This is a genomic window from Collimonas antrihumi, assembly GCF_018304965.1.
GTDB classification, from domain to species: domain Bacteria; phylum Pseudomonadota; class Gammaproteobacteria; order Burkholderiales; family Burkholderiaceae_D; genus Collimonas; species Collimonas antrihumi.
Genome location: NZ_JAGQED010000005.1, coordinates 106116 through 117801 on the forward strand (window position 1 = coordinate 106116; position 11686 = coordinate 117801).

The 11686-nt window shown below is 56.2% G+C and carries 10 protein-coding genes; 8 read left to right on the forward strand and 2 right to left on the reverse strand.

The window, feature by feature from the left end; all coding sequences use genetic code 11:
* Positions 1–25: 25 nt before the first annotated feature.
* From KHU29_RS06800 to KHU29_RS06830, 7 genes are all read left to right on the forward strand, one after another.
* Positions 26–469 (forward strand): YidB family protein, encoded by a 444-nt coding sequence (locus KHU29_RS06800; RefSeq protein WP_211452091.1) that lies wholly within the window; start codon positions 26–28, stop codon positions 467–469.
* A gap of 236 nt (positions 470–705) precedes the next feature.
* Positions 706–1683 carry a bifunctional riboflavin kinase/FAD synthetase gene (locus tag KHU29_RS06805; protein WP_211452092.1) on the forward strand — a complete coding sequence of 326 codons (978 nt, stop codon included), beginning with the start codon at positions 706–708 and terminating at the stop codon, positions 1681–1683.
* An 86-nt stretch (positions 1684–1769) separates the two neighbouring features.
* Positions 1770–4679, forward strand: a complete 2910-nt coding sequence (ileS, locus tag KHU29_RS06810; protein ID WP_211452093.1) for an isoleucine--tRNA ligase — start codon at positions 1770–1772, stop codon at positions 4677–4679.
* A 141-nt stretch (positions 4680–4820) separates the two neighbouring features.
* On the forward strand, positions 4821–5330 hold the full coding sequence (lspA, locus tag KHU29_RS06815) for a signal peptidase II (protein WP_211452094.1): 510 nt from the start codon (positions 4821–4823) through the stop codon (positions 5328–5330).
* A gap of 103 nt (positions 5331–5433) precedes the next feature.
* Positions 5434–6639, forward strand: coding sequence for a bifunctional phosphopantothenoylcysteine decarboxylase/phosphopantothenate--cysteine ligase CoaBC (gene coaBC / locus KHU29_RS06820; RefSeq protein WP_211452095.1), 1206 nt, complete (start codon positions 5434–5436; stop codon positions 6637–6639).
* 172 nt (positions 6640–6811) lie between these two features.
* The gene (dut, locus tag KHU29_RS06825; protein WP_211452096.1) at positions 6812–7261 is read left to right on the forward strand and encodes a dUTP diphosphatase; all 450 of its coding nucleotides are present in this window, start codon (positions 6812–6814) and stop codon (positions 7259–7261) included.
* 11 nt (positions 7262–7272) lie between these two features.
* Positions 7273–8376: a M48 family metallopeptidase gene (locus KHU29_RS06830; RefSeq protein WP_211452097.1), complete on the forward strand. Its 1104-nt coding sequence runs from the start codon at positions 7273–7275 to the stop codon at positions 8374–8376.
* Positions 8377–8469: 93 nt separating this feature from the next.
* On the opposite strand, the gene clpA is transcribed toward KHU29_RS06830, so the two are convergent.
* Both clpA and clpS read right to left on the reverse strand, forming a co-directional pair.
* Positions 8470–10770: an ATP-dependent Clp protease ATP-binding subunit ClpA gene (clpA, locus tag KHU29_RS06835; RefSeq protein WP_211452098.1), complete on the reverse strand. Its 2301-nt coding sequence runs from the start codon at positions 10768–10770 to the stop codon at positions 8470–8472.
* On the reverse strand, positions 10767–11075 hold the full coding sequence (clpS, locus tag KHU29_RS06840; protein ID WP_014007243.1) for an ATP-dependent Clp protease adapter ClpS: 309 nt from the start codon (positions 11073–11075) through the stop codon (positions 10767–10769). The genes clpA and clpS overlap by 4 nt, the downstream gene beginning before the upstream one ends.
* A 338-nt stretch (positions 11076–11413) precedes the next feature.
* On the opposite strand from clpS, the gene cspE reads away from it, so the two are divergent.
* Complete coding sequence (gene cspE / locus KHU29_RS06845) at positions 11414–11617, forward strand: transcription antiterminator/RNA stability regulator CspE (protein ID WP_009665919.1); 204 nt, start codon at positions 11414–11416, stop codon at positions 11615–11617.
* The last annotated feature ends 69 nt before the right edge of the window (positions 11618–11686 follow it).

An 11686-nucleotide genomic window follows, 5' to 3' on the forward strand; every position in this document is an offset into this window, starting at 1 on the left:
GACGTTTTTTACTCAGGAGAATATTATGGGACTGCTGGATTCGGTACTTGGCGCAATCGGTGGCGGCCAACAGCAAGCGAACGATCCGAAAGCCATGTTGATCCAGGCTGCAATCGGCATGCTGACCAAACAAGGCGGCGCTGCCGGTGGCGCAGCGGGCGGCTTGGGCGGCTTGCTCAGCGCATTTGAAGGCGCCGGCCTGGGCCAGGTTGCCCAATCGTGGATCAGCAATGGCCAGAACCAGGCGATTTCACCGGATCAGGTGCAACAGGCGCTGGGCAGCGGCCAGTTGCAGGAATTGGCACAAGCAGCAGGTATTTCACCAACTGAAGCTGCCGGCCACCTGTCGGAAATCTTGCCTGGCCTGGTGGACAAGCTGACCCCACATGGCGAAGCAACCGCGGCTCCTGGCGGCCTGGACTTGGGCGGGTTGCTGGGCGGTCTGTTGGGCGGCAACAAGCAGGCCTGAGTTGGCTAACGCTTATTGACCAACGCTAACCGTTCGACAAAAATCGCCCTCAGGGGCGATTTTTTTTGGCGTTCACAATCTTCGCTGCATCACTATTAGTATCCATAATTCAATAAAATAGCCGTTTTATCAATTAAAAATCATTCAATCCGGTGCAGTTCGACTTCTTGGCAGGGGGAAAACGTCGAAAGCATTTATAATCCAAGGTTTTTGCAATAAATATTCCGGTCACTTCAATGAAGGTATTTCGCGGACTTCCCAATGCCGAATCGCGCGCCCCTTGCGCGCTAACTATCGGCAACTTTGATGGCGTACATCGCGGCCATCAGGTATTGCTCGCGCACGTCCGCAAAGCCGCCACCGAACTGGGGCTGGATGCTGCGGTGATGACGTTCGAGCCGCACCCGCGCGAATTTTTTGCGCAACGTACCGGCCAGCCGGGCAATATGCCGACACGCGTCGCCAACCTGCGCGACAAGCTGCAATCGCTGTCGCAGGCTGGCATAGATCGCGTGATTGTCGAACATTTCAACGCCAGCTTTGCAGCCATGTCGCCCCAGGACTTTGTTGAAAAAGTGCTGGTTGAAGGCTTGCACGTGAAGTGGCTGATGGTGGGCGAAGATTTCTGCTTCGGCGCCCGCCGCGCCGGCAATATCGCCACCCTGATCGAAGCCGGCAAGAAATACGGCTTCCATGTCGAAACCTTGCCGACCGTGATGAACGAAGGCGCGCGGGTATCCTCGTCGGCGGTGCGCACGGCGCTGGCGGCCGGTGATTTCAGCCATGCGCGAGCGCTGCTGGGCCATCCTTATTCGATCTCTGGACACGTGGTGCATGGCAAGAAACTCGGCCGCACCATCGGCTTCCCGACCTTGAACCTGCGTGTCAGCCATAAACTACCGGCCTTGTCCGGCATTTTTACCGTTAAAGTACATGGCCTGGCCGAACAGCCGCTGCCGGCGGTGGCCAGCATCGGCGTCCGCCCTACCGTGGACGACAGCGGGCGGGTGCTGCTAGAGAGCTATATTCTCGATTTCACCGGTGATTGCTACGGCAAACTGATACAGGTCGAATTTTTGCAAAAATTGCGCGACGAAGAAAAATACGTCGATTTGCCGACCCTGACTGCCGCGATCACGCGCGATGTCAGCAATGCACGTGCGTATTTCCGCCAGCAAGATACTGCAGCGATTTCAGCCACTGACCGAATTTGACGCTGTTCTCTCAGTTGTCTTAATAATGCCTGGCTCAACGCGCACCAACTGCGCGTAGCCCTCACTGAATTCCATTGAAGAAAATTATGTCCGATCAGACCAGCAAACCAGAAAACAATAAAGCAGCGAAGCCACAGGGTAAACCGCAAACTAAGCCGCAAAGCAAATACCCGGTCAACATGACCGAGACGCCATTCCCGATGCGCGGCGACCTGGCCAAGCGCGAGCCGCAATGGGTCAAGCAGTGGCAGGAAAAGAAAGTCTACGAACGGATTCGCAAAGCCTCCAAGGGCCGCCCGAAATTCATCCTGCATGACGGTCCGCCGTATGCAAACGGTGAAATCCACCTGGGCCATGCCGTCAACAAGATCCTCAAGGACATGATCGTCAAGGCCCGCAACATGGCCGGCTTCGATGCGCCTTACGTGCCGGGCTGGGATTGCCACGGCATGCCGATCGAAATCCAGATCGAGAAAAAATACGGCAAGAACCTGCCGGTAGCGGAAGTGCAAGCCAAGGCGCGTGCCTACGCTAACGAACAGATCGACCTGCAAAGAAAAGACTTCATCCGCCTCGGTGTATTGGGCGAATGGGACAATCCATACTTGACCATGGCCTTCGGTAACGAGGCCGACGAACTGCGCGCGCTAGGCGCCATCCTGGAAAAGGGTTATGTCTATCGCGGCCTGAAACCCGTCAACTGGTGCTTCGATTGCGGCTCCGCTTTGGCCGAGGCCGAAGTCGAATACCAGGACAAGCGCGATCCGTCGATCGATGTCGGCTTCCCGTTTGCCGAACCGGAAAAGATCGCCGCCGCATTCGGCTTGCCCGCGCTGCCAACCGATCAAGGTTATGTAGTGATCTGGACCACCACGCCGTGGACCATCCCTTCCAACCAGGCGCTCAACGTCCACCCTGAAATCGACTACGCGCTGGTCCAGACCGCGCGCAACGGTGCGCCCTTGCTGCTGATCCTGGCGCAAGACCTGGTCGAAGATTGCCTGCAACGTTTCGGCCTCGAAGGCAAAGCCATCGCTACCTGTAAAGGCGAGGCGCTGTCGCTGATCAATTTCAAGCACCCGCTGGCCGCCGCCGATGCCGGCTACAACCGCCTGTCGCCGATCTACCTGGGCGACTACGTCACCACCGACAGCGGCACCGGCATTGTCCACTCGGCGCCAGCCTACGGCATCGAAGACTTTATCTCATGCAAAGCGCATGGCATGAAGGACGACGACATCATCAGCCCGGTTATGGGCGACGGCAAGTTCGCGTCCTGGCTGCCGTTCTTTGCCGGCATGACTATCTGGGAAGCATCGAAGCCGATCTGCGGCAAGCTGGAAGAAGTCGGCGCACTGTTCAAGCTGGTGATGTTCGATCACAGCTACATGCATTGCTGGCGCCATAAAACGCCGATCATCTACCGCGCCACTTCGCAATGGTTCGCCAGCATGGACAACCTGCCGAAGGACGGCCACCCGAGCCTGCGCGCAACCGCCCTGCAAGCAATCGAAGATACCGCGTTCTTCCCTGGCTGGGGCAAGGCGCGCCTGCATGGCATGATCGCCAACCGTCCCGACTGGACACTGTCGCGCCAACGCCAATGGGGCGTGCCGATGGCGTTCTTCGTCCACAAGGAAACCGGCCAGTTGCATCCACGTACGCCGGAACTGCTGGAACAGATCGCGCAGCGCGTTGAGCAAAGCGGGATCGAAGCCTGGCAGGCGCTGGATCCGAAGGAATTGCTGGGCGACGATGCCGTCAATTACATCAAGAACAAGGACACCCTGGATGTCTGGTTCGACTCCGGCTCCACCCACCAGACCGTATTGCGCGGCTCGCACGCCAGCCAGCTGCAGTTCCCTGCCGACCTGTATCTGGAAGGTTCCGACCAACATCGCGGCTGGTTCCATTCCTCGTTGCTGACCTCGGCCATGTTGAATGGCCGCGCGCCGTATAACGCGTTGCTGACGCACGGTTTCGTGGTCGACGGCGAGGGCCGCAAGATGTCGAAGTCGCTGAAAAACGGCGTCGAGCCGCAAAAAGTGGCGGACTCGCTGGGCGCGGAAATCCTGCGCTTGTGGGTGGCCGCCAGCGATTACTCGGGTGAAATCACGATCTCGGACGAGATCCTGAAACGCGTCACCGAATCGTATCGCCGCATCCGCAACACCCTGCGCTTCCTGCTGGCGAATACTTCCGACTTCGATCCGTTGAAGGATGCGGTGCCGATCGCCGACTTGCTGGAAATCGATCGTTACGCGATCGCCAGCATGGCGCAGCTGCAAACCGATATCCTGCAACATTACGAGACTTACGAATTCCATCCGGTGATCTCGAAATTGCAGATGTACTGCTCGGAAGACCTCGGCGGTTTCTATCTCGACATCCTGAAAGATCGCCTGTACACCAGCGGCGTCAGCTCGCCGGCCCGCCGTTCCGCTCAAACCGCGATCTGGCACATCACCCAGGCGTTATTGCGCGTGATGGCGCCGACGCTGTCGTTCACGGCGGAGGAAGCCTGGTCCTTCTTCGCCAGCCCGGAGGCTTTTGCCGCCAGCGATGAAACCATTTTCACCCAAACCTACTACACGCTGCCGGAAATCAGCGACGCCGCGGCCCTGATCGAAAAATTCAGCGCCGTCCGTGCGGTACGCGCCGACGTCACCAAGCAACTGGAAGAAGTCCGGGTCGCAGGCGGCATCGGCTCTTCACTGCAGGCCGAAGTCGACATCAAGGCTGCTCCAGCGAAATATGCGCTGCTCCACAGCCTCGGCGACGATCTGAAATTTGTCTTGATCACGTCCAGCGCAACCGTGTCGGAAGTGGCGACAGAAGCCGAAGAAGCGATTCTGGTCACACCGTCGGCGCAGCAGAAATGCGAACGCTGCTGGCATTACCGGGCCGATGTCGGCAGCCATCCTGAGCATCCTGGTTTGTGCGGACGCTGTGTTGCCAATTTGTTCGGCAACGGTGAAGATCGGCATTTTGCGTAGGGTGGGCACTTATGCCCACGCGTGACCGCGATAACCGGAATGCAGGCCCGTGCTGCACCGAAACAGACATGTACGTAGAGTGAGTTCACGCGTGGGCAACGTGCCCACCCTACAAACCCCTGAGAATCTATACAACCTGATATGGCCACAAAAAAACGCACGTCGATTTCTTCATCTTCCTCCAAATACGGCCTGGCGCCATGGCTTGCCATCGCGGCACTGGTGTTATTGATAGATCAACTGACCAAGATCACGATTGTGCGGCTGTTCAGCTATGGCGAATCGCAAGCGGTGACCTCATTCTTCAACCTGGTGCTGGTATATAACAAGGGCGCTGCATTCAGCTTCCTTTCCACCGAATCCGGCTGGCAGCGCTACTTTTTCACCGCGCTCGGCATCGCGGCCGCGCTGTTCATCACTTTCCTGCTGAAACGCCATGCCGGACAACGCATGTTTTGCACCGCGCTGGCATTGATCCTGGGCGGCGCCATCGGCAATGTGATCGACCGCATCGCCTACGGCCATGTGATCGACTTTCTCGACTTCTATGTGCGCAACTGGCACTGGCCAGCTTTCAACGTCGCCGATAGCGCGATCTGCGTCGGTGCGGTATTGTTTGTTATTGATGAATTGCGTCGCGTAAATAAATAGTTAATTAATTGCGTAACTACTTAGTAATCACTTAGTTACCACTTAGTTACCACTTAGTATCCAATTAAGTAACCGATAAGCGCTTTACCCTCCAGGAGTAAATATGGATCTCGCTGGTAAAAAAATCGTGCTGGGACTGACCGGCGGCATTGCCTGCTACAAGGCAGCGGAATTCACGCGCGCCATGAGCAAGGCCGGTGCTTCGGTGCAGGTCGTCATGACCTCGGCGGCGATGCACTTCATCACGCCAGTCACCATGCAAGGCTTGTCCGGCAAGCCGGTATTTACCGATCAATGGGATGCGCGCATCGGCAACAACATGCCGCATATCGACCTGACGCGCGACGCCGACGCCATCGTGATTGCGCCCTGCTCTGCCGATTTCATCTTCAAGCTGGCGCACGGCGCCTGCGACGACTTGCTGTCGACGTTATGCGTCGCCCGTCCAGCCACAGTACCCTTGCTGGTCGCGCCGGCGATGAATGTCGAGATGTGGCAAAACCCGGCAACCCAACGCAACCTGACGCAACTGCTGGAAGACGGCATCCAGCTGCTCGGCCCCGATGCGGGCGAACAGGCTTGCGGCGAAGTCGGCATGGGCCGCATGCTGGAAGCAGATCAATTACTGGAAGAAGTGATCGCCTCGTTCCAACCCAAGCTGCTCAAAGGTAAACGCCTGCTGCTGACCGCCGGCCCGACTTTCGAACCGATCGACCCGGTACGCGGCATCACAAATCTTTCATCCGGAAAAATGGGTTATGCCGTAGCTCGCGCAGCTTATGAAGCCGGGGCGGAAGTCACCCTGGTGTCAGGCCCGACCGCGCTGACCACACCCTACGGCGTGCGCCGCATCAGCGTCCAGACCGCGCAGCAAATGCACGATATCGTGATGGCGCAGTTGGCCGGCGCCGATAGCGGCACTGACGTCTTCGTCGCAGTGGCAGCAGTGGCTGACTGGCGCGTAGCCAACGCCAGTGCGCAAAAACTGAAAAAGAACGCCGACGGCAGCGCCCCCGAATTAGTGTTCGAACAAAACCCGGACATTCTGGCAACAGTTGCAGCATTGCCGAAACCGCCTTACTGTGTCGGTTTTGCTGCCGAGTCAGAGAACTTGCTCCAATATGGCGAGGTCAAACGCATCAAGAAAAATGTACCGCTATTGGTCGGCAATATCGGCCATGACACGTTTGGCAAGGATGATAACCAATTAGTATTGTTTGATGCCGACGGCCACACCAGTTTGCCGCGCGCCGGCAAGCAACAACTGGCGCGTCAGTTGATTGCCGCAATTGCCAGTCGTCTTATCTAGAGTCTCGAATTTCCATATCGCTGCCCGTTTCACCGCCAGCGGTTTGCATCAAAAATCAGAGGTAGTTTGATGAGCACCCGGCAGGATTAATCCTGCCATGTTTGTTGTACCTGCCATTATTTCTTCATTTTTCATTTTTCATTTTTCATTTAATAGATTGTTACAAAATTCCATGAATATCATCGACGTCAAAATTCTCGACCCACGCATGCAAGATCAATTGCCGGCTTACGCCACCGAAGGCAGTGCGGGCCTGGACCTGCGCGCTTGCCTGGACGCCGCGCTGACGATCAAACCCGGCGAAACCCATCTGATTCCGACCGGCCTGGCGATTCACATCGGCGACCCTGCCTATGCCGCCATGATCCTGCCGCGCAGCGGCCTCGGCCATAAACATGGCATCGTGTTGGGGAACCTGGTCGGCCTGATCGACTCTGATTACCAGGGTCAGTTAATGGTTTCTACCTGGAACCGCGGAACGACCGAATTCACCCTCAACCCGATGGAACGGCTGGCGCAATTGATTATTGTGCCTGTTGCACGTGTCCGTTTTAATGTCGTACCAGATTTCGAGAGCAGCGAACGCGGCGCAGGCGGCTTCGGCAGCACCGGAAAAAATTGATGGAGAAATTAATGAGATTGACGAATTTGACGCGCGGCGCCGGATGGCAAGGCGCCAAGCGTTATGCGGCGCTGACATTACCAGTGCTGTTCCTGGCTGCCTGCGCCACGCAGGAGCCTGGCACTGGCGCCGGTACCGCACCAAGGACCGTGCCGACAGTCTCTCCCAAACCCGTAGCGCCGACGTTGTCGCCACAGCAAACGGAGCTGAAATCGTTGATCGGCTTGCAAGACCGCTTGTACGACGTCGCCGCTCCATTGCTGGTGAATAACGCGGTATTGTGCAGAAACAATGCGCGCAACCTGCTCGGTTTCACCGCCAAGACAAAGTATTCCTATACACCAGAATTCGTTGATGCGGCAGCTGCCTTGGGCCTGAGCGATCAACTGCAAGTGACCGGCGTGCTGGCCGGCAGCGGTGCCGCCAAGGTCGGCCTGCAACGCGGCGACCGGCTGGTGACTATCCAGGACAAGCCGGTACCGACCGGCGCCGATGCTGAACGCCAGACCGCCCTGCTGCTGGGCCCGCTGGTGAACGGCCGTAACAGCATCAAGCTGACGGTCGCGCGCAAAGGCAGCAACCAGACCATGAACATCCCGCTGACCCGTGCCTGCGCCTTTGGCATCGAACTCGGCAATACCGAGAATGTGATCAGTTATGCCGACGGCCGACGCGTGCTGATCAGCAGCGGCATGATGAAATTCACCAAGAACGACGATGAGCTGGCCCTGGTGATCGCCAAGGAAATGGCGCACAACACACTTACCCATCCGGCGCGCCAACGCAGCACTGCCACCCTGACCGGTGTCATCGACAATCTGATCCGCTTGCGGCCGGATACAGCGGCATTGAACGGCATGGCCGGCGTCAAGCCTTATCCGCAACAAATGGATGCGGCAGCCGACAAACTGGCGTTGTACATGGTTGCGCGCGCCGGCTACAAGGTCGACGATGCGGCAGCTTTCTGGCAACGGCTGGCGACCAGCTATCCGGCCAGCGCGCTCAATGGCTATACCGCGATCCATCCTGGCACCGACTATCGGCTGTCGGCCATCCAGAAAGCCGTTTCGGATATCCAGGCCAAGCAAGCGACCAACGCTGCCGTACTGCCGTAGGAATGTAGGGTGGGCAATTTTGCCCATCCTACGAAAAAAGCCTGAATCACTCACGTGAATTCAGGCTTTTTTAACGAGCGGATTAAACCAAAATTATTCCACTTCCACCGTTTCCTCAGGCGCTGCAGGCGAGGACGAATCCTTCTCTGCAAAGTCCAGGCTGATCTGATCCTTGTCGTCCAGATCGACGGTTACCCGGCCGCCGGTCACCAATTTGCCGAACAACAGTTCGTCTGCCAGCGCCTTGCGTATCATGTCCTGGATCAGGCGTGACATCGGACGCGCGCCCATCAACGGATCGAAACCCTTCTTGGCCAGGAATTTCCGCAAATTCTCGGTGAAGACCGCTTCCACTTTTTTCTCATGCAACTGCTCTTCCAGCTGCATCAGGAACTTGTCGACCACACGCAAGATGACTTCTTCATCCAGTGCACGGAAGCTGATGATGGAATCGATGCGATTGCGGAATTCCGGCGTAAACATACGCTTGATATCCGCCATCTCGTCACCGGCCTCTTTCTTCTCGGTGAAACCGATCGAACGTTTTTGCAAGCTTTCTGCACCGGCATTGGTGGTCATGATAATGATCACATTGCGGAAATCCGCCTTGCGTCCATTATTGTCGGTCAATGCGCCGTGATCCATCACCTGCAACAGGATATTGAAAATGTCCGGGTGGGCTTTTTCAATTTCATCCAGCAGCAATACCGCATGCGGCTTCTTGGTCACGGCCTCGGTCAGCAAGCCGCCCTGGTCGAACCCGACATAACCCGGAGGCGCGCCAATCAGGCGGCTCACCGCATGGCGCTCCATGTACTCGGACATGTCGAACCGGATCAGCTCGATGCCCATGATGAATGCCAGCTGCTTGGCCACCTCGGTCTTGCCAACGCCGGTCGGACCGGAGAACAGGAAAGAACCGATCGGCCGGTCGGTCTTGCCCAAACCGGCGCGCGCCATCTTGATCGCCGATGCCAGGGCATCGATCGCCGGATCCTGGCCGAACACCACATTGCGCAAATCGCGGTCTATGGTTTGCAGCTTGCTGCGATCGTCCTGGTTGACCGACTGCGGTGGAATCCGCGCAATCTTGGCGATGATGTCTTCGATCTCGCCCTTGCCTATTGTCTTTTTCTGCTTCGACTTCGGCAGGATGCGTTGCGCTGCACCGGCTTCATCGATGACGTCGATCGCCTTGTCAGGCAGATGACGATCGTTGATGAAACGCGCCGCCAGTTCAGCTGCGCTGGTCAGTGCGGAAGCCGAGTACTTGACGCCGTGATGTTCTTCAAAGCGCGATTTCAAGCCGCGCAGGATCTGCACGGTTTGCTCTACCGTCGGTTCGTTGACGTCGATCTTCTGGAAGCGACGCGACAACGCATGGTCTTTTTCAAAGACGCCGCGGAATTCTGTATAAGTGGTCGCGCCGATGCATTTCAGCTGGCCGCTGGACAACGCCGGTTTCAACAGATTGGACGCATCGAGCGTGCCGCCGGAAGCCGAACCGGCGCCGATGATCGTATGGATCTCGTCGATAAACAAGATGCCGTGCGGACTATCTTTCAATTGCTTGAGCACCGCTTTCAGACGCTGCTCGAAGTCACCGCGGTATTTGGTGCCGGCCAGCAGCGAACCCATGTCGAGCGAGTAGACAATCGCATTTTGCAAAATTTCAGGGACTTCACCCTGGGTGATGCGCCATGCCAGTCCCTCTGCAATCGCAGTCTTGCCGACGCCGGCTTCGCCGACCAGCAAAGGATTATTCTTGCGGCGACGGCACAAGGTCTGGATCACGCGTTCGACCTCGTACTCGCGGCCGATCAGCGGATCGATTTTTCCTTCGGTCGCCAGCTTGTTCAGGTTTTGCGTAAACTGGTCGAGCGGGCTCTCTTTAGCCTGGCCTTCGGCCTGCACTTCTTCCGCGCCTTCCGAAGATTTCTGCGCATCGGATTGCTGATCCTTGCGCACACCATGCGAAATGAAGTTGACCACGTCGAGACGCGTCACACCTTGCTGATGCAGGTAATACACAGCATGCGAATCCTTCTCGCCGAAGATGGCGACCAGCACGTTTGCGCCGGTCACTTCCTTCTTGCCGTTGGAAGCCGATTGCACATGCATGATGGCGCGTTGGATAACGCGTTGGAAACCCAGGGTAGGTTGGGTATCCACTTCATTCGAACCCGGCACCGTCGGTGTGTTGTCGCCAATGAAGATAGCCAGCGTCTTGCGCATATCGTCAATATTGACCGCACACGCACGCAGCACTTCTGCCGCGGACGGGTTGTCGAGCAATGCCAGCAGCAGGTGTTCAACCGTGATGAACTCGTGCCTTGCTTGTCGTGCCTCGACAAACGCCATGTGCAAACTTACTTCCAGTTCCTGCGCAATCATGCTTCCTCCATCATGCATTGCAGGGGGTGCCCTGCTTTGCGTGCGTGCGTTAATACCAGTTCAACCTTGGTGGATGCAATATCTTTAGGATATACACCACACATGCCTTTGCCATCGCGATGCACTTTCAACATTATCTGCGTTGCGGCTTCGCGATCCTTGTTGAAATATTCCTGCAGAATAGCGACCACGAACTCCATTGGCGTGTAGTCATCATTAAGCAGAAATACCTGATACATGGGAGGCGGCTTGAGCTTTTGCTCTTGCCGCGTCGCTACTGTCCCGTCTTCGTGCTTGGTTACCATGCGCCTATTCTAAAACCTTCCGCCAAATGCGCAACGCGCAACTCTGAATAAATAGTGTTTATATCGATACTAATGTTGATATTACGCGTTTTCCGATTGCTATGCAGATGACGATAGAAGAGATTAAATCAAGAGGAGAAAACAATGCGTATGCACAAATTTAATTGCATAAAGGAAATTACTTGACTTTTTTATTTTTAACGCGAACAATGACATTCATTGATAAGCATGTTTCAGCTTGTTAATAGAAGTGAGCAAGTTCTAGAAGGGGCAGCGTTACGCGAGGCTTCTTGCTTTTACGGCTCGTGTGATTGTTATTATTTGAAAGACGCTATTTTATGGCAACAGGTACAGTCAAGTGGTTCAACGATTCTAAGGGCTTCGGCTTTATCACTCCGGATGACGGCGGTGAAGATTTGTTTGCACACTTTTCCGCAATCCAGATGAACGGCTTCAAGACTCTCAAAGAAGGTCAAAAAGTCCAGTTCGAAGTCACGCAAGGCCCTAAAGGCAAGCAAGCTTCTAACATCCAGGCTCCTTAATTCAGTTGATTAAGTGGTCTTTGTAAAAAACCTCACCGCGGTGAGGTTTTTTTATTGCCCCGCCATAGC

Bases quoted from the DNA above. Each gene is read 5' to 3' on its own strand.
- clpA (WP_211452098.1), bottom strand. From the start codon at position 10,770: ATGATTGCGCAGGAACTGGAAGTAAGTTTGCACATGGCGTTTGTCGAG.
- ileS (WP_211452093.1), top strand. From the start codon at position 1,770: ATGTCCGATCAGACCAGCAAACCAGAAAACAATAAAGCAGCGAAGCCA.
- KHU29_RS06800 (WP_211452091.1), top strand. From the start codon at position 26: ATGGGACTGCTGGATTCGGTACTTGGCGCAATCGGTGGCGGCCAACAG.
- dut (WP_211452096.1), top strand. From the start codon at position 6,812: ATGAATATCATCGACGTCAAAATTCTCGACCCACGCATGCAAGATCAA.
- coaBC (WP_211452095.1), top strand. From the start codon at position 5,434: ATGGATCTCGCTGGTAAAAAAATCGTGCTGGGACTGACCGGCGGCATT.
- lspA (WP_211452094.1), top strand. From the start codon at position 4,821: ATGGCCACAAAAAAACGCACGTCGATTTCTTCATCTTCCTCCAAATAC.
- cspE (WP_009665919.1), top strand. From the start codon at position 11,414: ATGGCAACAGGTACAGTCAAGTGGTTCAACGATTCTAAGGGCTTCGGC.
- KHU29_RS06805 (WP_211452092.1), top strand. From the start codon at position 706: ATGAAGGTATTTCGCGGACTTCCCAATGCCGAATCGCGCGCCCCTTGC.
- KHU29_RS06830 (WP_211452097.1), top strand. From the start codon at position 7,273: ATGAGATTGACGAATTTGACGCGCGGCGCCGGATGGCAAGGCGCCAAG.
- clpS (WP_014007243.1), bottom strand. From the start codon at position 11,075: ATGGTAACCAAGCACGAAGACGGGACAGTAGCGACGCGGCAAGAGCAA.